Raw genomic sequence first — 21,002 nt, 5'->3', positions numbered from 1 at the left:
ATGCTGTTGACCCCGTTCATCAAACGCCAACTGGTGCTGTTCGCGGTGATCACGCTGGCGGCGTTCCTGGCGCTGGGCTGGTACTACCTGCGGATCCCCAGCCTGATGGGGATCGGCCAGTACACGCTGACCGCCGAGCTGCCCTCCTCGGGCGGGCTGTACGCCACCTCCAACGTCACCTACCAGGGCATCACGGTCGGCAAGGTCACCTCGGTGGAACCCACCGAGGAGGGCGCGGTGGCCACCCTGCGCCTCGACAGCAAATACAAGATCCCGGCCGACGCCTCCGCCCACGTGCATTCGGTGTCCGCGGTCGGCGAGCAGTACCTGGACCTGGTCTCGGCCGGCACCACCGACAAACTGCTCGCCGAGAACGCGGTCATCACCGATACGACGGTGCCCGCGCCGATCGGGCCGATCCTCGACGAGGCCAACCGGATGCTGGCCGCGCTGCCCAAGGAGAAGGTCGGCGAGTTGCTCGACGAGACCGCGGTGGCGGTCGGCGGGCTCGGCCCGGCGCTGCAACGGCTCGTCGACTCCACCCAGGCGATCGCCGGGGATTTCCAGACCAACATCGCCGACATCAACGACATCGTCGACAACGTCGGGCCGATCCTCGACAGCCAGGTCGACTCCGGTGACGCCATCGAGCGCTGGGCGACGAACCTCAATGTGCTCGCCACCCAGTCGGCGCAGAAGGATGCCGCACTGCGCCGGCTGCTGCCGCAGGCGGCGACGTCGGCCGACCAGCTCAACGAGGTGATGGGCGGGATGCGCGACACGTTGCCGCAGACCCTGGCCAACACCGCGATCGTGCTGGACATCCTCAAGCGGTACCGGCCCTATGTGGAGGCGATGCTGGTGGCGTTCCCGCAGGAGGCGGCCTCGGCGCAGGCGGTGACCGCACCCTATGAGAACGAGGCCCGCGCACTGCTGGACCTGGGACTGACGATCAACCAGCCGCCGCCGTGCATGACCGGTTTCCTGCCGGCCTCCGAGTGGCGCCCCCCGGCGGACACCAGTTCCGAACCGGCGCCGTCGGGGCTGTACTGCAAGATCCCCAAGGACACCCCCGCCAACGTGGTGCGCGGGGCGCGCAACATCCCGTGCGCCGACGTGCCCGAGAAGCGTGCCGCCACCCCTAAGGAGTGCCGCAGCGACGAGCCGTACGAGCCGCTGGGCACCAACCCGTGGTACGGCGACCCCGAGCAGTACCGCAACTGCCCGGCCCCCGGCGCCCGCTGCGACCAGCCCGTCGACCCGGGCCGGGTGATCCCGGCGCCGTCGGTGAACAACGGGATGAACCCGGCGCCGGCCGACAAGCTGCCCCCGCCGGCGTCGCCGGGCGGCAAGAGCAGCGTCATCAACGACCCGGTGACCCGGCCCGGATCGGGTACCGTGCAGTGCAACGGGCAGCAGCCCAACCCGTGTGTGTACACCCCCAGTGCCGCGCCGGCCGCCGCGGTCTACACCCCGTCCAGCGGTGAGCTGGTCGGACCCGACGGGGTGAGATATCACATCGACAACTCGACCGACACAGGAGACGACGGATGGAAGGAGATGCTGGCCCCGGTCAGTTGACCCCCACCGATGCCGCCGCCGACTCCGGTGCCCCCGAGGACGCTGGTCTCGCCGAGGACACCGGCACGCCCGCGGAGAACGACACGCCCGCGGAGACCGGCACGTCCGCGGAGACCGAGGACGCCGAATCCGCCGCGGTGAGCGCGGCACCGCCGTCGCGCCTGCGTGGGCGCTGGCTGGCCGGTATCGGCGTGGTGCTGGTGCTGGTCGCCGCCGCGGTGGGTGCCGGCGGCTATCTGGCGTACCGGGCCCATCAGCAGAATGAGGCCGCCACCGCCGCCGACCTCGCCGCGATGTCGGCCGCCGAGGATTGTCTGCTGGCCATCCACGCCCCGGACCCGGCCACCATGGACGCCAATCAGCGCAAGGTCCTCGAATGCGCCACCGGCGCGTTCCTGGCGCAGGCGCCGCTGTGGATCAGCGTGGCCGCCGAGGCGTACGCCACCGGCAACGTGCACGTGGAGATGCGCGACATGCACACCGCGGTCGAGCGCCACCACGACAACGGGTCGATCGATGTGCTCGCCGCGTTCAAGGTGTTCGTGTCCTCGACCAATCAGCAGGTGAACTACCGGCTGCGGGTCAACATGGCCCCCGACAACGGTCAGTACAAGGTCGCCGACGTCGCCCAGGTCTCCCAGTGAGCACCACCGGGACCGCGGAGATCACGACCACCGCGGCGGTCGACCTCGATTCCGGCGCCCCGGAGCCGACCGGCACCCCGATCGCGGCGGTGGCCCCCTGGTCGGCCCGGGCCACCGCGTTCGCCGTCGACGCGCTCGTCGGGCTGGGGGTCGCCGGCTGCGCGGCGCTGGCGTGGCTCACCACGCCGGGGCCCGGGCCGTGGTGGTGGATCTGGCTGGGCGTGCTCGGGGTGAGTGTGCTCGCGGTGTCCGGTCAGCGGGTGCTCGTCGCGGCGGTCACCGGCTGGACCCTGGGCCGCCGGCTGGTCGGGGTGCGGGTGACCGGCCCCGGCGGCGCCCCGGTCGGGCCGGGCCGGCTGCTGGCGCGCGAACTCGCCCATCTGCTCGACACCCTGCCGCTGCCGGTGGGGTGGTTCTGGCCACTGTGGGACGGTGACGGGCGCACCGTCGCCGACCTGCTCACCGCCACCCGGGTGCACCCGGTGGTGCCGCGCCCACCCGCGCCGCGGCGGGCGGTGCTGATCGTGCTGGCGGTGGCCTCCGGGCTGTGCGTGGCCACCGCGGCCACCAGCTATCTGCTGGTGTACCGCCAGGAGAACGCCGTCGAGCAGGCGCGCGCCGAGATCAGCCGGGCGGGCCCGCAGCTCATGGTGGATCTGCTCAGCTACAGCCCCGACACCCTCGATGAGGATTTCGCCCGGGCCGCCGGCTTGACCACACCGGCCTATCGCGACGAACTCGACGCCGCGCAGCAGCAGGCCCGGGAGAACCCGGCCCGGCACACCTATATCGTGCCCAACAGCGCGGTGCTGTCGGCCTCGCCGCAGAAGGCCAGCATGCTGATCTATCTGCGGGGGGAGATCGGCGAGCCGCCCGCGGTGTGGATCAGCACCGCGACCGCGCAGGTGCAGTTCGTGCGTGACGCCGGACGGTGGCTCATCGACGGGGCCACGATCTTCCCCAACAGCCGCCCGGAGGCGCCGCCACCGCCCGACAAGGACGGCCCGTGAGCCCCCGGCGCCGGGTCACCGGGGCGCACCCGGTGCCGGCGTTCGACGCCGGCGAAGCCGCCGATGCGTCGGCAGCGGCGGCACGCCGGCCCCGCGACCGCGGGCTGGTGGCCGCCGGGGTGGCCGCCGCCCTGCTCATGGTGGCGGCGCTGGCCGCCGGGGTGGCGATCGTGATCCCGCACGAACGGCATCACCGCACCACCACCCAGGAAGCCGCGGTGCTCGATGTGGCGCGCTCGTTCACCGTGGAGTTCATGTCCCCGGACCCGACCGGCGAGTTCGGCGCCAACCGCTACGTGGACCGGATGACCGCGCAGGTCACCGGTGAGTTCGGCCAGTGGTGGGAGCAGGAGCAGAATGCCATCTTGATCCAGGTCGCCAAGGGCCCGCAGATCGAGGCGACGGTGCTGGCCGCCGGGCTGGAACGGTGGAACGACGACGGCAGCGCCGATGTGCTGGTGGTGGTGCGCCGGGCGATCAAGGATGAGGACGGCAACACGGTGGCCGAACCGACGGAACGGGTCCTGGAGACACTGCGACAGGAGGGGGACCGGTGGAAGATCAGCAACCTGAGCCCGGTGGCGTGAGCGACGACGAGTCCACCGCGCCCGCCGCCGAGACCGAGGATCAGAGCGAGGCTCAGAGCGAGGGTGAGACCGAGGGGCAGGCCGAGCCGACCGACACCGATTCTGCCGACAGCGAGCCGACCGACGCCGAGCCCACCGAACCGGACCGGCCGGCCGGGCGGCGTCGCGCGCGGGTGAGCGCCGCGGCGTTGGGGCTGGCGGTCGCGGCCGTCATCGGTGCCGGCGCCTGGGCCGGGGCGGCGGTGCAGCCGTATCTCGCCGACCGGGCGGCGGTGACCACCCGACTGCAGGTGGCGCGCGCGGCGACCACCGCGATCACCACCCTGTGGACCTACACCCCCGAGGACATCGGCACCCTGCCCGACCGGGTGGCCGACTACCTCACCGGTGACCTGGCCGCCCAGTACCGCAAGGACATCGAGGCGATCGCCGTGCGCTACCGGCAGGCCGAGATCAGCCTGGACAGCGAGGTGGTGGGGGTGGCGGTCGACACCGTCAACGGTGACGACGCCCGCGCCCTGGTCTACACCAACACCACCTGGTCGAGCCCGCAGACCAAGGACATCCCCGGGTTGCAGTACCGCTCCTATGTGGTGACGTTGCGTCGCGACGCCAACCGCTGGCGGGTGGCCCGGCTGGAGCCGATCACCAACTTCAGCCTCACCCCGCAGTTCTGAAGCAGTTCTGAAGCGATTCTGAAGCAGTTGCGGGCGGCGGGACTCAGGCGCCGCCGTACTCCGGGCGCAGGATCGCGGCCAACGCCGACAGCGGGATGTGGGCCTGCACGTTGCCGCCGTCCATCGACCACTGCTGCAGCTGGTCGTACTGGACCGGCGAATCGTGGCCGACCGGGTAGTCGGGCATGTACAGGATCAGCTCGGTGGGGGTCAACGCCCACGACCGGTAGCCGCCGGAGAACGCCTTGTCCGGTGTCCACCGGTCCGGGGTGAAGGGATAGCTGCCGGGGGAGTGCTCCCAAAACGCCCGGTCCAGCGCCTCGACGATGTACTGGTTGCCCAGCACCGGGATCTCCGCATACGGGTCGACCCCGTCCTTGAACACATCGGGCAGCTGCAACTGCCGGCCTTGGGCCATGTCGAAGGTGAACGTCTTGTAGGCGTTGTTGATCCACGGTCCATCGGCGTGGTAGTCCTCGTGGAACACTGCGCTCAACGCGTTACCGTGCTGGAAGATCTCGTAGTTCTCGTTGCCGAAGCTGTCCTGCACCATCGAGGCGCCCTTGGAGCGCCAGTTGGTGAACAGTTTGGTCAGATAGTCGCGGATCGGCGGGCCGGCGGTCGGGTGCTCGATGAGGTCGCCGGGCACCGCCATGTGGATGTAGCGGGTGGCGTTGCGTTCCGAGTGCACTTCGGTGTTGCAGAAGTGCCCGTCGAACGAGCCGCCGAGATCCTCGCAGAACGACGGCGCCGACGCCGCGGCCGACGGGGCGGCCACCAGGGTGCCCACCGCCAGCGCCGCACTCACCACAAATCGGGTCATCCACATGTCACGGTCTCCTACCGTCGTCTACCCGGGTTGGCTCGGCTCATGGCAGTTCGACCTTGCTGGCCAGCCACCGGCCGTCGATGTTGTCCATGGTCATCTTCATCCGCAGGCTGTCGGTGCGGGGCTCCTCCATCTGGCTGTTGGTCACCTTCTGGTCGACCATCAACAGCAGCACCACCTGATCGGCGGACGCGGACTGGATGGCCGAATCGATCACCGCGCTCTCGGCGCCGGAATCGGTCTCCAACAGCACGTCACGCAGATCCATCGAGGCCTCGGCGTACATGTCCTTGAACTCCCCGGTGGCGCCGTTGAGGATCGTGGTGAAGTTCTCGTCGACGTGCTCGGAGCTGATGCTGGTCAATACCGCGGCGTAGTCGACCGCGGTCTGCTCGGCCTGTTCACCGGCACGGGTCACCACGTGCTGGCGCCACAGCTGGTAGCCCAGCCCCCCGGCGAGGGCGAACGCCCCGACGAACACCGCGGCGGCCACCGCGACCCGAAGCCACGACTGCGCCGGGCGGGAGCGCGCCGCCGCCGCGGCCCTGGAGAACACCGTCGCCGGGGCGCCGGCCGCGGTGGTGCGCGCCGCCGAGATGGCCTCAGCGTCCTCGGCGGGCTCAGCGTCCTCGGCGGGCTCAGCGTCCTCAGCGGTCTCAGCCACCTCGGTGTTCTCGGCGGTGTCCTCGGGGGTGTCCTCGGGGGCGGTCGGGTCGGGCTGCTCAGCCACGCTGCGGTCTCCTTCGCTGCTGCGGCACGCCGATCAGCTCGGCGGTTCGATCGGCAGGGTCGGTCCACCGTACGGGGTCGGGATGGAGAACCGGCCCCGCGGTGTCGGATCGGCCGTCTTCGTCAGGTCGGCTCCCGGCGGCGCGCCGGCGGTGTCGTCGCCGGCCGGACGGGGCGCGTTCTTGGCGCCGCGGATCAGCAGCTCCGGGTCGGTGTCGGCGCAGTAGCCGTAGAGGAACGGCTCCGGGTAGTCCGCCGCCGTGCCGGGCCGCCGCGGGGTGCCGTAATCGCAGGCATAGCGCGGGTAGATATCAGCGGTCGCCCACAGCCCCTTGTCGTGCATCGCGGAGCCCAGCGCCTCCAGGGTGGAGCCGCGGTAGTCGGGGAACAGGGCGTTGATCGCGGGGGTCCGCACATACAGCAGGCGCGACGTGGTGGTCAGGTTCGCCAACAACCCCACCATCGTGTCGGAGTTGTCGTCGAACAGGCCGTCCACCGCCGACAGCAGCGCGGGGCCGCGGTCGACCAGGGTGCGGTAGCCGCCGTCCATCTTGTTGACGCCGTCGAGCACGTTGCTCAGGTTGGCGCTGGTCGCCGCCAGACCCGCGTTCTTGTCGGCCAGCAACTCCAGGGTGACCCGGCTGGATTTGAGCAGGCTCACCGTCTCCGGCAGCACCCCGTTGAGGGTGGAGAGCAGGAAGCTGCCGCCGTCGATGATGTCGGTGAGTTTCTGCGGGCCCTCCTTGGTCAGGCTCAGCTCGGCCTTGATGACCTCCAGTTTCGCCGGGTCGACCTGGGCGAGCAGCCCGTCGGCGTGGGTGAGCATCGCGTAGAGCGGTTCGGGTGTCTCGGTCTGCTCCTTGCCTACCACGTCGCCGTTTTTGAGGAACGGCCCCTCGGTGGTGTCGGGGATGAAATCGATGTACTGCTCGCCGGCCGGGGACAGCCCCGAGACCCGCACCGGGGAGTTCAGCGGGATCTTCACCCCCGATTCGATGTTGACCAGGGCGTTGACCCCGACGGGGGTCAGAGCGATCGATTCCACCCGCCCGACCGGCACCCCGCGCACGGCCACGTCCTGGTTGTCGAGCAGGCCACCGGAGTCGGCCAGTTCGACGGTGACGTGATAGGTGGACTTGAACGGGTTGACCCGCAGCGCCCCCACCAGCAGGTAGGCGACCGCCACCACGAACGTCAACCCGAGTGCGAGCCCCGACAGCCAGGTCTTCTTGCGGTGCCCGGCGCGCACGACCGAGACGACGCCGCGGCTGAGGGTGTCGATCATCGTGGCTCCTCCCCGGCCGGCGGCCCGGGCGGCGGGCCCGGCGGGGTGGGGGACTGCTCGGCCGGCTGCGGCGGCGCCGGCGGGCCGACCGGCACCAGCTGCTCCTGGCCCATCGCGGCCTGCGGCCCCTTGCCGACGACCCGTTCCTGCAGCCGCCACAGCACGTATTTGATCGCCCCGACCATCTTCGCCCAGTCGTAGCGCTTCGGGCCGTGCGCGGCCACGTCGCCTTTGAACCCGGCGTCGGGCATCGAACCGAAGATCAGCCGGTCGATGCTGACCCGCAACGAGATCGCCGTGCCCGCGGTGGACTTCACCAGCGGGGGCACCAGCCGGTTGAGCGCGGCCAGGCGGGTGTCGGGGTCCAGGGCGACATCGTTCCAGGCGGCGGCCACGGTGTTGGCGTCCTTGATGACGCTGCGGCCGGACTCGTCGGTGCCGTTGATCGACGGGAACTTGTTCAACTGGTCGGTGACCGCACCGACCTCGAGCACCACGTTGGTCAGCTGCTCGGTGTTGTCGGCGAGCACGTCGGTGGCGGGGCCGGCCGCGTCGAGGACCTCGGTGAGCTTCTCGTTCTTCTCGTCGAGGCGGTCAGCCAACTCGGCGGTGGAGGTCAACGCGGCGTCGATGTCGCCGGAGCGGGCGTTGAGTTTGGCCAACAGCTCATTGGACTTGTTGATCAGGCTGCCCAGCGCCTGACCCTGGTCGCCGGTGGCCTCACCCGCGCCGTTGACGATATTGGTGAAGTTGCGGATGGTGCCGCCGTTGACCATCAGCGCCGCCGAGGCCAGCACCGATTCCACCGTGGCCGCCGCGGCGGTGTTCTCGATGGTGTCGCCGTCGCGCAGCAGCGGGGCGTCCGGGTCGGGCGGGGTGGGCTGGTTGATCGCGACGAACACGTCGCCCAGCGGGGTGGCCGAGCGCAGCTCGGCGGTGCTGCCCACCGGGACCTCGACGCCGTCCATGATGCGCAGCGTGGTCACCGCGGTGTAGTTGCGGGCGACCATCGACTCCAACTCGCCGACGTCGGCGCCGCCGAGCTTCACCTTCGCCCGCGCCGGCAGGTTCAAGGCGTTCTCGAACACCGCGGTCAGCTCGTAGCCGCCGCCGGCCATCCCGGGCGCGGGCAGCGGCAGGCTGCCGAGGCCGACCCCGCAGCCGGAGCTGAGCAGCGTGGCGGCGGCGATGGCCGCCGCGCCGACGCCACGGCGCCAGCGGCCGGCGTGGTCACTGCGGCGGGGGAGAGGATGCGCGCTCACGTCATTGCCCCATCATCGAGAGTCCGTCGAGAATGTAGGTCAGACCGAAGTCGGGCCCGTAGTCCTGCAGCGTGCCGGTGCTGCAGCCCAGCTGACGCAGATGCATCAGGTTGCAGATCTCCTTGGCCGACTGGGAGTCGGCGAGGATCTTGTCGACCAGCGCGTGGATGCGGATCGCGCCGTTGTCCCGGTCGACGATGTTGTACATGTTCTCCATCGTCATCGGCAGCACGTCGAGCAGCTCGGCGACCTCGCGCTGGTGGTCGACGAGCGATCCGACCGCGGTGTCGCCGTTCTGCACGGCGTTGCGGATGTTGTCGCGGTTGGCGTCGATGAGCAGGGTGGCCTGCTCGACGATCTGGTTGATCTTGCGCCCGGTGTCGCCGGTGCCCAGGGCCTCGTCGTTGAGCATCGCGGAGAGCTGGCGGATGGTCGATCCGAACTCGCGCAGCTTGCCGTCGTTGCGTGACGTCGCCTCCATCAGCGAGCTCAGATCGGTGATGATCGTGGTCAGCTGATCGCGGGTCTGCACCCCGCCTTCGGAGGACAGCTTCAGGGTGCGCGACAGCTCCCCGAGCGCGGCCTTGATGCTCTCGCCGTTGCCGTCGAGGGTGTCGTTGGCCGCGTTGATCAGATCGCCGACCGGGCCGCCGCCCTTTCCGTCGCCGGAGAGCGACTCGGAGATCTTGTTGAGCATGTCGAGCACCCGGTCGAAGGCGACCGGGGTGTGGGTGCGGAACTGCGGAATGTTGTCGTGGTTCTTCAACGTCGGACCGCCCCGGTACGGCGGGGTCAGCTCGATCTGCCGGTCGGTGAGGATCGAGGTGGTGATGGTCACCGCGCTGACGTCGGCGGGCACCTTCACCTTCTTGTCGATGGTGAACTGCACCTCGACGGTGTCGCCGTGCGGCACGATCTTGGTCACCTTGCCGACCGGCATGCCCACCACCGCGACCACGTTGTCCTCGTAGAGCCCGGCGGCGCTGTCGAAGTAGGCGGTGACGGTGATCGTGTCGAGCTTCTTGTAGATGTAGGAGCCCACCGCGAACAGCGCCACCGCCGCCACCACCGCGATGCCGGTGATCAGCGCGACGACCCGTGCCCTGCCGCGGTTCATTTGCAGTCCTTGTAGTACTCGATCATCTGGAATTGCTTGGCGCGGCCGCTGATGGCGCACATCCACGAGTCGACCAGCAGGCCGTTGGGCACGAAGAAGTCCACCGACGGGCCGTTGCCGGTGGCGTTGGCCAGCCCCCGGATCGGGGCCGGCGCGACCTGCAGGATGTTGCGGAACAGATCGTCGTGGTCGGCGAGCATCCCGGAGAGCTCCCGCAGGTTCTGGATCGTCTCGTCGAGCATCGGCCGGTTGTTGACCACCAGGTCGTCGAGGGTGGCCACCAGGTTGGTCAGCGCGTTCATCATCGAATGGAAGGTGGCCTGGCGCACCACGAACTCGCCGATGAGGTCCTGGCCCTGGTCGAGCAGCTTGCCCATCGCGAACTGTTGGGAGCGCAGCGTGTTGGCGACCCGCTGGGTGCTCTTGAGCAGCACGCCGAGCTGGTCACGGCGGTCCCCGGTGATCTTCGACAGCGTGTGCAGGTTCTCCATCGCCTGGGGCAGCACCGCGGGCAGCCCGTCGAGCTGGTGGGCCAGCACCCCCAGGGAGTCGGCGAACTGGTCGGAGTCGACCTTCTCGAAGGTGGTGGTGGCGTCCTCGAGCAGCGACTGCAGGTCGTAGGGCACCTCGGTGTGCTCGAGGTCGAGGGTCTGGTGCGGCACCGTGCCGTCGCCGGCGGGCACCAGCTCCAGATACCGCGACCCCAGGATCGTCATCACCTTGATGACCGCCTTGGTGTCGCGGCCCAGCGCCACGTCGTCGCGCACCGTCAGCCCGGCCTCGACGTGGTCGCCGGCCAGCTTCATGCTCGACACGGTGCCCACCTCGATCCCGGCGATCGTGATCGGGTTGCCCGGGCGCAGCGAGGCGGCCTGGGCGAACTCGGCGGTGTAGTGGGTGTAGCCGAACCCGAGCAGCTTGACGAAGAGCAGCGCGGCCACCAGCACCACCACCACCGCCAGGGCGATCACGCCGAGCATCGTGGTGTTGTACTCCTCCAGCGGCTTCTTGCGCTTCGGTGGGGCCGCCTCGGCCGGCGGATCCGGCCGGAAATCCGGCTGGTCCTGCGGCTCGGGTGCGGTCGGGTCGGTGGTGTCGTCAGCCATTGGCCATGTTCCTGCATCGGGGGGTGTGCCAGCCCAGGTTCTCCCGGGTCAGCGGGGTCGCGTTGCCCGGGGTGGCCGCGTTGACGATGTACTGGGTCATGTCGTTGAGCCCGGGGAAGAACCCGGTCGCGTTGAGGTCGCAGGCGTAGCCGTTGATGTAGGCACCCTCGGAGAAGATCCGGGCCAGCCCCTTGAGCAGCAGCGGCAGGTTCGCGCCGGTGAACGCCAGCTGCGGCTCGATGCCGATCATGTGCTTGGAGAACCCGGGCTCGCGGTCGATGAGCTCCTGCAGCGACGGGTAGACGTCGTCCATGATCGCCGACAGCCGGGTGGTCACCCGCGCGATCGACCCGACCGAGGCCTGCAACTCCGGACGCCGGGCGTCGAAGGCGCCGATGATGGTCTGGGCCTGGGTCAAGGTGTGGTCGAGGCTGTCGTTCTGGTTGGCGATGTTCTCGGTGACCTTGCTCAGGCTGGTGATCAGGTTGCCCAGCGCCTCGTCCTGACCGGCCACCGACTCGGTGATGACCGAGGTCTGGTCGACGAACTCGGTGATCGACGCCCGGTCCCCCTGCAGCGACTGGATCACCCCCTGGGTCAGGTCGTCGGCCTTCTTCGGATCCAGCAGCGACATCAGCGGCTCGAACCCGTTGAGCAGGTAGCCGACGTCGAAGGACGGGTCGGTCCGCTCGATCGGGATCACACTGCCCGGGGCCAGCTCACCCGGATCGCCGTTTTTGCCCAGCGACAGACCGACATAGCGCTGACCGATGATGTTCTGGTAGGTGACCGCGGCGATCGTGTTGCCGTAGAGCTTCTGCTCCTTCTGGACGATGAAGTCGACCTTGGCCTCCTTGCCGACCAGCTCGATGGACTCCACCCGGCCGACGCGCACACCGGCCATCCGGACGTCGTCGCCTTCGCGCAGCCCGTAGACGTCGCTGAACATCGCCGCATAGGCGTTGGTGGGCCCGGAGACCTCGCGCCGCAGCGTCGCATAGACCAGCCAGGTCAACACCAGCGAGACGATCATGAACAAGGTGAGACCGATCATCGGCCCGCGAAATCTCATTTCGGTGCCTCCGAGGTCGAGCTGTTGACGGCCGAGACCACGCTGCCACGCGCCGACGGGCCGAGCAGCAGCTGGGTGGCCACCGTGGCCGGCCCGGTGTCGCCGATGAGCGTGCCGAGCTGGTTACGTTCCTGCTCGCTGCCGACCGGACCGACGTTGCCGCCCCAGGCGGCCGGGGCGGCCGGGGCCGGTCCGGGTGGCGGGGCGCCCGGCGGCGGCAGCCCGGGGATGGCCGGTGAGCCCGGCAGCGGCGGGCCGACCGGCGCGGTCGGGATCGGCGGCGACGGCGGCGGCGGGGGGCCGGCGGCATCCGGGTCGGCGGTGCCGGGCACCCGCGGCGACGGGCCCGTCCACCACGGCAGCGGCGGGTTCCACATCGGGTCGTCGAGGTTCTTCGGGGTCGGGTCCACATACGGCGGGCCGACCGCGATGAGGTTGCCGTCGGGACCGATCTCGGTGCCCGGCGGCGGCTCCAGCCCGGCCGGCGGGTGGTAGTTCTGCGGCAGCAGCACCTCGGGCAGTTCCGGGCGCACCGGGATCTCCGGGGCGGTGAAACAGCTCGGGCCCTTCATCTCGCCGTAGCGGGGGCAGTCGGCCCGGGTGTAGGTGAAAAACGGGGTCACCGAGAGGTTGGCGCGTATGTTGCCCACGTCGGCCTCGGGGATCCACACCTCGTCGAAGAACTTCTGGCTCAGGGTGTTCAGACGCCGGAAGATCGGCACGAACTGGTGGGCGTTCATCGCGAACACCCCGATCGGCGGGGTGAGCCCCTGGGTCATGTCGACCATCTGGTCGGCGTGGTTCTCGAACGCCTCGCGGGTGGTGCCGAAGGTGTACTGCGACCCGGAGATGAACGAGGTGAACGCCGCACGTTTCTCGACGAACGTCTGCATTGGGCGCACCGCCTGGTGCAGGGTGTCGACGAGGTCGGGGGCGGTCGCCTTGAGGCCCTCGGTGGCGTTGAGCAGCGCGGTGATCGTCGACGGGCCGGGCTCGGTGGCCACGGTCGCGTTGAGCTCGTCGAGGATCCGGTTGAGGTGCGCACCGGCGTGCAGCAGCTTGACCCGACGGTGGTCGGTGGCCGCACCGACGGCGGCCAGGATGCCCAGGGTGTGGTCGTCACGGCCGCGCCCGGTCGCGGCGAGCACGTCGCGCAGCTTGCTGATCGTGGTCTGGAAGATCACCGTGGACAGCTCGGTGTCCTCGGGAATGTGCGACCCGGCGCTGATCGCGGGGGCCTCACCGGTGCCGCCCTGCTCACCCGGGTCGACGAGCTGCACCGAGGAGACCGCGAACACGTTGGACGGCACCACCCGGGCGGTGACGTTGTTCGGGATGTCCTTGGCGTACCGCGGTTTCAAGTCGATGTGGACGAAGTTGGGCTGGCCGTGGGTGGCGGGGATGACGTTGTTGACGGTGCCGACCAGCAGCCCGTGGTATTTGACGTCGGACTGACTCGGCAGGCCGTCGCCGACGTTGATCAGGTCGGCCACCACCCGCACGTAGGCGTCGAGCTTGCCGGTCGCCTTGAGCAGCAGACTCCCGGTGATCACCGCGATCAGCAGCAGCACCCCGATCCCGGAGCCGAGCAGCTGAGTATTCGACGGCCCGCGGCCGTCGGTGTCCAGAGAGTTCCCAGCACCCACGTCAACCACCGAACCTTGCGCCGGAGTCGATGCTCCACAGGGCCATGGTGAGCAGCATGTTGGCCATGATCACCACGGTGATCGAGGCCCGCATGGCGTGGCCGGCGGCCACGCCGACGCCCTCCGGGCCACCGGCGGCGTAGAAGCCGTAGTAGCACTGCACCGTCGAGGCGATCCAGACGAAGATGACGCACTTGATCACCGAGTAGATGATGTCCTGCCCGGACAGCATCATCGTGAAGTAGTGCAGGTACGGCCCGATCGAGCCGCCGCTGATCGCCCCGGACATCACCTGGGCTGTCAGGTAGGTGACCGCCAGGCAGGCCACGTAGAGCGGGATCACCGCGATGATCGAGGCCATCAGCCGGGTGGTGACCAGGTAGGGGATCGGGCGGATCGCGATCGAGTCCAGCGCGTCGATCTCTTCGGCGATGCGCATCGACCCCAGTTGGGCGGTGAACCGGCAGCCGGCCTGCATCGCGAATGCCAGCGACGCCATGATCGGCGCGAGCTCACGGGTGTTCACCAGCGAGGAGATGATCCCGGTGGCCGGGCCCAGCCCGAGCAGGTTCAGAAAGTTGTAGCCCTCGATGGCGACCAGCGCGCCGGCGGTGAAACCCAGCACCACCGCAACCCCGGCGGTTCCACCGCCGACCACGATCGAGCCGTTGCCCCACGCGATGTCCGACAGCAGCCGCAGGAACTCCTTGCGGTACTGGCGGAATGCGGTCGGGATGCCACCCACGGCGCGGATGAAGAACAACAGCATGTGGCCCAACTTGATGACCGAGCCGCTGAGTCGCTGGTAGCTGTTGATGAACGGCCGAGTGAAACCCGGCGCAAAAGTTGACGGTGTGGCGGCCATGGGTTTACAGCCCCGTCCGCGGGAACAGCATCTCGTAGAGCTGGCTGATACCGACGTTGACCAGCATCAACACCAGAATGGCCTCCACCACCGCCGCGTTCACCGAGTCGGCGACCCCGGTCGGGCCGCCGCGGGTGGACAGCCCCTTCTGGCAGGCGACCACCGCCACGATGGCACCGTAGATCACCGCCTTGAGCAGCGCCACGATCATGTCCTCGGGCGTGGCGAACGAGGAGAAGGTGGCCACGAAGCTGCCCGGCGCGCCATGCTGGAAATACACGTTGAACAGGTAGCTGGCCAGGAAGCCGACGAAACAGGTGATGCCGGTCAGCGCCACACCGACCATGATCGAGGCGGCGAAGCGGGGCACCACCAGTCGGCGCACCACCGAGACGCCCATCACCGCCATCGCGTCGATCTCGTCGCGGATGGTGCGCGAGCCGAGGTCCGCGGCGATCGCCGAGCCGACCGCCGAGGCCATCAACACCGCCGCGACCAGGGAGGCGGCCTGCCGGATGACCGCCAGCCCGCTGGCCGCGCCGGCCAGCGAGGTGGCGCCGACCTGGTTGGCCAGCAACGCGAACTGGATCGACAGCGTCACCCCGATCGGCAGCGCCACCAGCACCGTCGGCAGCACCGCGGTGCCGGCCATGAACGCGCCCTGACGGACGAACTCTCCCCACTGGAATTTGCCGGTGAACAGGTCGATGAAGAAGTACTGGATGGTGCGAACACCGAGAACGTACTGTTCGCCGACCGTCTGCAGCGACGCCACCGGGTGGCGCTTGACGTAGCCGGAGCTCCACTGCTCGATGGCGGCGACACCGTCACCGGAACGGCTCGCGTGCTCCTGCGTCGTCATCGGGCCACCACCAGCGGCGCACGGGAGGACGCCGCAGTCGGCGTGAGGGAGAGGTGTTGCACGGCGGGTATGTTAGCTAGCTCACGGGCGAAAAGGTAGTTTTCGGCCAATACCGGAGTGGGTTCAGCGAATTCACCCCACCGTGGGGTATGGTGCCGGGTTTGCTCGATGAGGGCCGGACTGAGTCTGGTGCCGCTGTCGCCCGAGTCCGCCATGGTCGACAGCATGACCGACGGCGCGACGGGCGGGAGCGGTAACGAAGAAAGTCGATTCCGCCGACCGCGGCGGCGATCTCCGTGATACTCGACACGAGCGACACAGCAAGCGACGAACAACGCGGGACGCCGGGAGGACACAGATGGGCCCGAGCAGGAGCTGGCGCGCACGGGGCGCGCTCGGGGTGTTGGCGGTGATGGTGGCCGCCGCGCTGGTGCCCGCGGGGGCGGCCGCCGCCGACTCCGATCAGCCCCCGCCGCCGCTGCCGGTGTTCACCCCCGGGCCGACCGCCTGGAAACCCAACTTCGACATCTGGCCGTACAGCACGTTCACCTACCAGGTGACCCCGCAGATGATCGCCGGCATGTCGGATTCCTGCCAGTGGTTCAACGCCCAGTTCGATCCGCTGATGGGCCAGATCAACGACTTCCACGGCAACCTGAACAGCAAAGCCAGCGACTACTCCGCCGGTGGGGTGGCGGCCCAGGCCGATGCGGTGACCGCCAACATCGACCAGTCGACGGCGTTCCTGGGCCCACGCCTGCAGCCGTTGACCATCCGCAACAACCCGGACAACTTCGGTCCGTATTCACCGATCTATGGTGGCGAGTACATCACCAAGGCGATGTTCCAGCTGACCCAGATCAGCGACAAGATCAAGAAGAGGGAACCCGCCGGGGTGGTCCACGCCAACATTGTGCACGCCACCGGGTGGGGCGACGCGCTGAAGGGCTCGGGGGCCTGCAACAACGCCTGAGCCCGACCGGGCACGGCGCCCGGTGGGGCCGGGCGCGATCGCGGCGGCCGGGGGCCGGGTGATCGAGCGGCGCCGGGCCGGCCGGTGGGGTGTAGCCTGGCCGCGACACGAAGGGATCAGTAGGTTTGAGTACCGCAGAGCCGCGTGCCGAGAAGGCGACCGAGGCCAGCGAGGACACCGTCGCCGGCGTCGAGGTGACCGAAACCTCGGCCACTGAGACTTCCGGGGCCACCGAGTCCACCGAGTCCACAGGGTCCACAGGGTCCGCCGAGACCAGTGAAGTCGACCCGTCCGCCTGGGCCGCGTCGTCGGGCGGTGGACCCAAACGGTGGCTGCGCCTGGGCGGCGCCGCGTTGTTGGCGGTGCTGCTGATCGTGTCCGCCGTCGAGGGCGGGTTCCTCTACCAGCATCACCGCGTCGAGGTGGCCAAGACCGACGCCGTCGCGGCGGCAAAGGATTTCACGATGAAGCTGGCGACCATCGACCCCGACGCCGTCGACCAGAACCAAGCCGACGTGCTCGACGGCTCCACCGGACGGTTCCGGGACATGTATTCGGAGACCATGGAGGATCTGCGCACGGTCCTCGTGGAGAACGAGGCGGCCGCGCACGGCCGGGTCGTGGAGGCCGCGGTGAAATCGGCGAGCGCCCACAAGGTGGAGGTCATGCTCTTCGTCGACCAGTCGGTGCGCAACAAGGAACTGCCCCAGCCGCAGATGGACCGCAGCCGCATCGTGCTGGTGATGGAGAAGATCGACGGGCGGTGGCTGGCCAGCGACATCGAACATCCGTGAGCGGGCGTCGGTAACCGTCCGGACCCATGGCGATCAGCTCCCCGGTCAGCCGACGCGCCACGGTGGTGGCCCTGCTGGGTTTGACGTTCGCGACCGGGCTGGTCGATGCGATCAGTGTGCTGGTGCTCGGGCATGTGTTCGTGGCCAACATGACCGGCAACGCCATCTTCTTGGGATTTCTGTTCGTGCCCAACGCCGGCATCTCGCTGACCGGCGCGGTGGTCGCGGTCGCCGGGTTTTTACTCGGCGCGGTGGCCGGAGGCCGGCTGGTGCGGTGGCTGGGGCACCGGCTGCGCGTCTGGCTGACCACAGCCCTTGGGGCCGAGATCGCCGTGCTGGCCGTGATGGCCGCCCTGTCCGGGGCCGGGGTGCTGCGCTACCACGACAACACCAAACTGATCCTGGTGGCCGGGCTGGCATTGGCCTTCGGGCTGCAGAACTGCACCGCCCGCCAGTTCGGCATCCAGGAGCTCTACACCACGGTGCTCACCTCGACCATCGTCGGATTGGGGATGGACAGCCGGCTGGCCGGGGGTGGGGGGGAGCGGGAGAAGCTGCGCTACAGCGTGGTCGCGACGATGATCGCCGGGGCGGCGGTCGGCGCGACGCTGTCGAAACTGGTGGTCGCCCCGGTGCTGGGGCTGGCCGCCGCCGTCGTTGCCGCGGTACTGGCGTTGTTCTGGTTCGGCCCGCGCCCGTCCGCGCCCGAGCAGCTCAGTTGAACGCCAGCCAGCTGGGCAGCGCGCGTTCCTTGGAGTCGCAGAGCACCTCGCGGGTGTCACACGAGCCTTTCGGCACCCCGGCACCGGCCCACATCCCCCCGGTGTCGCGGCGCAACACGATCGCCGAGGAGCCGCCGCCGTCGAGCAGGATCGCGGTGTCGCTGCCCAGCCCGCGGAACAGGTCCTGGATGTTGTCCGGGGTGTAGCTGCCGCCCTGGAACACATACATCTCGTCTTTGGCCCGCGAATAGGCCAAGGCGGTGCGTGCCGCGCTCGGACCGCCGTCGCCCAGCTGGCCGGTGTGCCCGGGTGCGAGCAGCCCCAGCCCGCTGACCGCGACGAACCGCACACCCTTGGTCACCAGGTCGGAGACCGTCGGTCCGGCGGCGTCGTAGTCGCCGCCGTCACGGCCGCCCTTGGGCCAGATCACCTGCGGCGCCCCGCCGGCGGGCAGGATCATCGTCGCCAGGGTCGACCAGTGCTCACCGCCGCCGGAGAGGCCCTGCTTGCCGGCGTAGGGGATGGTGCCGGTCACCGCCATGTTCGCCTTGCCCTGCCCGCGGGTGTTGTCGACGTAGACCCCCAGCGGTGAGCTGCAGCCGGTGGAGCGCCACGAGCCGCCCTTCTGGCCGCGCACGTCGAAGAAGTTCGCGTTGATCGCGATCGTGGGCCGGCCCAACGCCTGCCACGCCTGCAGCGGGGAATAGACCTCCGAGGCCTGCCACAGCCCGTCACCGGTGCGCGCCCGCGGATCCCGTTCGCAGCGGGCCTGCTGGCCGGTGTGGGTGTCGACCAGCAGATGCGGCTTGAGACGTTGGGAGGCCCCCTTGATCGTCATCAGGTGCCCGCCGTTGGTGGACTCATACCAGGTGCCGGCGGCGTTGAGCATCGGCGCGGGGTGCCCGCTGCCGAAGTTGTACACCAGGTAGGACCCGCGGGTGTTCGCGATCGCCGCACCCAGCAGGTCGCGGCCGTCGGCGCGTGCCACCGGCGCGGTGACGCCGCCGACGAGCAGCGCGCACAGCGCGAGTGCGAACCCGGCGCTCGCGCGCCGGAGCAGGGTGGCTGGAGTCGGCACGGCTGCCCTTTCCGCGGGACGGTCGCTGCGGTGAGCAACCAGCGACATGCGAACAACTAATGCCACGATAGTCACATTGGTAACGCTGTCAACTTAAATAACAGCCGTATCTCGTTCTGGTTGCAGGCTAATCACCCACGGCGTCAACCTTTTTCGTTACACCTCGATCGGCGGGTGCAGTTTCTCCATGCTCAATTGCCGATCGCGGCGCGCTGACAGCGCGCTGGCCGCCAGCGAGGTCAGCAGAATGGCCGACAACACCGCCACCGACAACCACAGTCGGGAGTCCACACCGCCGACGGTCAATTCGCGCAACCCGTCCACGGCGTAGGTCATCGGGTCGTACGGATGCAGGATCTGGAACGGCCGTGCGGTCGTCTCCACCGGATAGACCCCGCCGGAGGAGACCAGCTGGAACATCAAAAACGCCAGGGTCAGAACCCGGCCGACGGCCACCCCGAACACGGCGTTGAACGCCTGGATCAGCGCCAAGAACGTGGCCGCGATCAGCATCAGAAACGCGACGGTGCCCAGGGTGTACTTCGCCTGCAGTCCGACACCGAAATGCACCACCGCGTACATCAGAACCACCTGGCACAACGCCAGCAGCGTTGCCGGCCAGTAGGAAGCCAGCACCACCCGCAGCGATCCCAGCCCGGACATGATCGCACGGGTCTGCAACGGGGTGAGCAGCATCCAGATGATCAGCGCACCGATGAACAGCGCCAGCGGCAAGAAGAACGGGGCGAAACCGGTCCCGAACGTCGCGGCCCGGTTGGTGAAGTCCAGGTCCACCCCGACCGGGTTGGCCAGCGTCTGGGCGACCTGGGTGCGCTGATCGGGGGTCCACGTAGGCACCTGGTCGGCGCCGTCGCGCAGCCCGGTGGCCAATTCGTCGGCGCCGTCGGAGAGCTGCTGGGTGCCGTCGGCCAGGGTGGCGGCACCGGTCGCCAGTTGCATGCTGCCGTCGGTCAATTGCACCAGCCCGTCACTGAGCTGTTGGGCGCCGGAGTCCAATTGTGCTGCGCCACTACGCAATTTCAGGACGTCATTTTTCAAATCGCCGTTGATCGCGCTGGTCAGAAACTGGCGGAATTTGCTGTTCGGATCCGTCAGTTCGGATTCGAGGTCGGCGGCGTCGGCGCGCAACCGGTTGAGGCCCTCCGGGGTCGCCGGGTCGACGCCGCGTTGCCGCATCAGATTCTGTGCGCCCGTGAGGGTTTCACCCAGATGGTGGATGGTGGGGTCGGGGTTGGCGCTCAGGGTCGCTGCCACCTGGTCGACGATCGAGGCGGCTTGCACGTAGTCGATGCCCAGACCGGCCACCCGGTCGGCGGCGCTCTTGACCGAGCGTCCCAGATGCGCGGCGGTGTCGCCGACCTCGACCGGGTCCAGGCCGAGCCCCTCGACGCTGGTGAGCACCTTGAGCAGCGGGTCGGTGGCGGTGTCGATACCGTCGGCCAGCTCGCTCATCCCACTGGCGAGCGTCGCCGAGCCATCCCGGGCGACCACCAGGTTGGCGGCCAGGGTGTGGGCGCCGTCGGCGAGCTCATGGGCCCCGTCGTTGGCGGTCACCAGTCCGTCCGACAGCTGCTCGGCGCCGTCGGCGGCCTTTTTGATGCCCGAGCCCGAATCGGTGAGCTCACCGAGCGCGGTGCCGATCACCTGGCTGCCGACACCGGCGCTGACCTGGTTGAGCACCTCGCGGGCGGCGTTTTGACCCATGATCGAGGCGAGGTAGCCGTTGGCGTCGTTGAACCGAAAGTCGATCTGCGCCTTGTGCGGATCGTCGGTGGTCGGTGAGGCGATCGCCGCACTGAAGTCGGCCGGCAGCGTGATCGAGAAGTAGTAGTCGCCGCGGGCGACGCCGTCGGCGGCCTCGGCGGCGGAGACCTCCCGCAGATCGAGTTCGCCGGAGCTCAGCAGCTGGTCGGCCACCTCGTCGCCGGCGCGGAGCTCGCGGCCCTGCACGGTGGCGCCGCGGTCCTCGTTGACCAACGCGACCGGCACCTTGTCGACCGCGGAGAACGGGTTCCAAAACGCCCAGAGATACATCGCGCCGTACAACAGCGGCAACACGATGATCGTGATCAGAGCCACCCGGGGCATCGTGCCGCGGGCGTAGCGTTTGATGTCGGTGCCCAAAGACATCCCGGCGAGCAT

General features: G+C 69.2%; 20 protein-coding genes. 8 read left to right on the top strand and 12 right to left on the bottom strand.

Features of this window, described 5'->3' with window-relative positions; all coding sequences use genetic code 11:
* Positions 1-3 precede the first annotated feature (3 nt).
* The 5 genes from B8W67_RS11070 to B8W67_RS11050 are packed head-to-tail and all read left to right on the top strand — an operon-like array spanning position 4 to position 4,499.
* The gene (locus B8W67_RS11070; protein ID WP_085304047.1) at positions 4-1,581 is read left to right on the top strand and encodes an MCE family protein; all 1,578 of its coding nucleotides are present in this window, start codon (positions 4-6) and stop codon (positions 1,579-1,581) included.
* Complete coding sequence (locus B8W67_RS11065) at positions 1,551-2,225, top strand: hypothetical protein (RefSeq protein ID WP_085304006.1); 675 nt, start codon at positions 1,551-1,553, stop codon at positions 2,223-2,225. The genes B8W67_RS11070 and B8W67_RS11065 overlap by 31 nt, the downstream gene beginning before the upstream one ends.
* On the top strand, positions 2,222-3,235 hold the full coding sequence (locus B8W67_RS11060) for an RDD family protein (protein ID WP_085304005.1): 1,014 nt from the start codon (positions 2,222-2,224) through the stop codon (positions 3,233-3,235). The genes B8W67_RS11065 and B8W67_RS11060 overlap by 4 nt, the downstream gene beginning before the upstream one ends.
* Entirely contained in the window at positions 3,232-3,822 is a 591-nt protein-coding gene (locus tag B8W67_RS11055; protein ID WP_085304003.1) for a hypothetical protein, read from the top strand. Before B8W67_RS11060 ends, B8W67_RS11055 begins: the two co-directional genes overlap by 4 nt.
* The gene (locus tag B8W67_RS11050) at positions 3,819-4,499 is read left to right on the top strand and encodes a mammalian cell entry protein (RefSeq protein WP_234793975.1); all 681 of its coding nucleotides are present in this window, start codon (positions 3,819-3,821) and stop codon (positions 4,497-4,499) included. The genes B8W67_RS11055 and B8W67_RS11050 overlap by 4 nt, the downstream gene beginning before the upstream one ends.
* Positions 4,500-4,542: 43 nt before the next feature.
* On the opposite strand, the gene B8W67_RS11045 is transcribed toward B8W67_RS11050, so the two are convergent.
* From B8W67_RS11045 to B8W67_RS11000, 10 genes are all read right to left on the bottom strand, one after another.
* Entirely contained in the window at positions 4,543-5,328 is a 786-nt protein-coding gene (locus B8W67_RS11045; protein ID WP_069393241.1) for a mannan-binding protein, read from the bottom strand.
* 40 nt (positions 5,329-5,368) lie between these two features.
* Positions 5,369-6,058, bottom strand: a complete 690-nt coding sequence (locus tag B8W67_RS11040) for an Rv1363c family protein (RefSeq protein ID WP_084228989.1) — start codon at positions 6,056-6,058, stop codon at positions 5,369-5,371.
* A gap of 33 nt (positions 6,059-6,091) precedes the next feature.
* Positions 6,092-7,342 (bottom strand): MlaD family protein, encoded by a 1,251-nt coding sequence (locus B8W67_RS11035; protein ID WP_085304002.1) that lies wholly within the window; start codon positions 7,340-7,342, stop codon positions 6,092-6,094.
* On the bottom strand, positions 7,339-8,532 hold the full coding sequence (locus B8W67_RS11030) for an MlaD family protein (RefSeq protein WP_234806725.1): 1,194 nt from the start codon (positions 8,530-8,532) through the stop codon (positions 7,339-7,341). The genes B8W67_RS11035 and B8W67_RS11030 overlap by 4 nt, the downstream gene beginning before the upstream one ends.
* Before the next feature lie 73 nt (positions 8,533-8,605).
* A complete protein-coding gene (locus B8W67_RS11025) occupies positions 8,606-9,721 on the bottom strand; it encodes an MCE family protein (RefSeq protein WP_085304000.1) in 1,116 nt (371 codons plus the stop codon).
* Positions 9,718-10,701, bottom strand: coding sequence for an MCE family protein (locus B8W67_RS11020; protein WP_234806724.1), 984 nt, complete (start codon positions 10,699-10,701; stop codon positions 9,718-9,720). Before B8W67_RS11020 ends, B8W67_RS11025 begins: the two co-directional genes overlap by 4 nt.
* Before the next feature lie 118 nt (positions 10,702-10,819).
* Entirely contained in the window at positions 10,820-11,899 is a 1,080-nt protein-coding gene (locus B8W67_RS11015; protein WP_069393238.1) for an MlaD family protein, read from the bottom strand.
* Positions 11,896-13,545, bottom strand: a complete 1,650-nt coding sequence (locus B8W67_RS11010; protein ID WP_109561770.1) for an MlaD family protein — start codon at positions 13,543-13,545, stop codon at positions 11,896-11,898. Before B8W67_RS11010 ends, B8W67_RS11015 begins: the two co-directional genes overlap by 4 nt.
* Position 13,546: 1 nt before the next feature.
* The gene (locus tag B8W67_RS11005; protein ID WP_372507467.1) at positions 13,547-14,314 is read right to left on the bottom strand and encodes an ABC transporter permease; all 768 of its coding nucleotides are present in this window, start codon (positions 14,312-14,314) and stop codon (positions 13,547-13,549) included.
* 100 nt (positions 14,315-14,414) lie between these two features.
* Positions 14,415-15,272, bottom strand: a complete 858-nt coding sequence (locus B8W67_RS11000) for an MlaE family ABC transporter permease (protein ID WP_085303994.1) — start codon at positions 15,270-15,272, stop codon at positions 14,415-14,417.
* Between the two features lie 358 nt (positions 15,273-15,630).
* Here B8W67_RS11000 and B8W67_RS10995 point away from each other — a divergent pair, with 358 nt between their 5' ends.
* The 3 genes from B8W67_RS10995 (at position 15,631) to B8W67_RS10985 (ending at position 17,761) form a co-directional block, all read left to right on the top strand.
* Positions 15,631-16,245: a hypothetical protein gene (locus tag B8W67_RS10995; protein WP_234806723.1), complete on the top strand. Its 615-nt coding sequence runs from the start codon at positions 15,631-15,633 to the stop codon at positions 16,243-16,245.
* A 125-nt stretch (positions 16,246-16,370) separates the two neighbouring features.
* The gene (locus B8W67_RS10990; RefSeq protein ID WP_109561769.1) at positions 16,371-17,039 is read left to right on the top strand and encodes an Rv1363c family protein; all 669 of its coding nucleotides are present in this window, start codon (positions 16,371-16,373) and stop codon (positions 17,037-17,039) included.
* 26 nt (positions 17,040-17,065) lie between these two features.
* Positions 17,066-17,761, top strand: coding sequence for a YoaK family protein (locus B8W67_RS10985; protein WP_085303992.1), 696 nt, complete (start codon positions 17,066-17,068; stop codon positions 17,759-17,761).
* On the opposite strand, the gene B8W67_RS10980 is transcribed toward B8W67_RS10985, so the two are convergent.
* On the bottom strand, positions 17,754-18,887 hold the full coding sequence (locus B8W67_RS10980) for a phosphodiester glycosidase family protein (protein ID WP_085303990.1): 1,134 nt from the start codon (positions 18,885-18,887) through the stop codon (positions 17,754-17,756). The genes B8W67_RS10985 and B8W67_RS10980 overlap by 8 nt on opposite strands.
* A 108-nt stretch (positions 18,888-18,995) precedes the next feature.
* Complete coding sequence (locus B8W67_RS10975; RefSeq protein WP_085303988.1) at positions 18,996-21,002, bottom strand: YhgE/Pip domain-containing protein; 2,007 nt, start codon at positions 21,000-21,002, stop codon at positions 18,996-18,998.

This window comes from Mycolicibacillus koreensis (assembly GCF_002104795.1).
Lineage (GTDB): Bacteria > Actinomycetota > Actinomycetes > Mycobacteriales > Mycobacteriaceae > Mycobacterium > Mycobacterium koreense.
Note: the sequence above shows the minus strand (reverse complement) of the source record. Positions and strands in the feature narration are given on the sequence as shown.